We start from the raw sequence: 733 nt of genomic DNA on the forward strand, positions 1-733 counted from the left end.
CAGATGTATCGACGAACGATACAACGCCTGCATTGACCGGTACGATCGATGATCCTACTGCGACTGTGGTGGTGACTGTGGATGGTGTGGATTATCCAGCGACTAACAATGGTGACGGTACCTGGACGCTTGCAGACAATACACTTCCAGTGTTGGCAGACGGTCCACATACAGTGAGCGTGACTGCAACAGATGTGGCAGGCAACGTTTCAACACCAGTAACCGGTACAGTGACTGTTGATGCGACAGCACCAAGCCTTGCGATTAGCACAGATGACCTTGCACTTGCGGCAGGTGAAACAGCGAACATTAGCTTCACGTTCAGTGAGGCGGTAGCAGGCTTTGATGCAAGCGACATCACGGTTGTAGGCGGTACATTGACTGGCCTGACTACGACTGACAACATCACCTGGACAGCGGTGTTCACACCAGATGGCACAGGCACAGCACCAAGCATTGCGGTGACTGATGGTAGTTACACAGATGTCTTGGGCAACTTGGGTACAGGCGATGTATTGGATGCTACGGATGGTTTCGTTGTAGACATTGTTCCACCAACACTTGCAATTACTACTGATGATCTAGCTCTTGCGGCAGGGGAAACAGCGAACATTAGCTTCACGTTCAGTGAGGCAGTAGCAGGCTTTGATGCAAGCGACATCACGGTTGTAGGCGGTACATTGACTGGCCTGACTACGACTGACAACATCACCTGGACAGCGGTGTTCACACC

1 protein-coding gene is annotated in these 733 nt (G+C 51.7%); it reads left to right on the plus strand.

The genetic code is table 11. The annotated features are described in order from the left end of the window. A partial coding sequence (locus J663_RS19685) for an Ig-like domain-containing protein (RefSeq protein ID WP_228132963.1) occupies positions 1-733 on the plus strand: 733 nt, incomplete at both ends.

The sequence above is a fragment of the Acinetobacter sp. 826659 genome, from assembly GCF_000588515.1.
GTDB lineage: Bacteria > Pseudomonadota > Gammaproteobacteria > Pseudomonadales > Moraxellaceae > Acinetobacter > Acinetobacter pittii.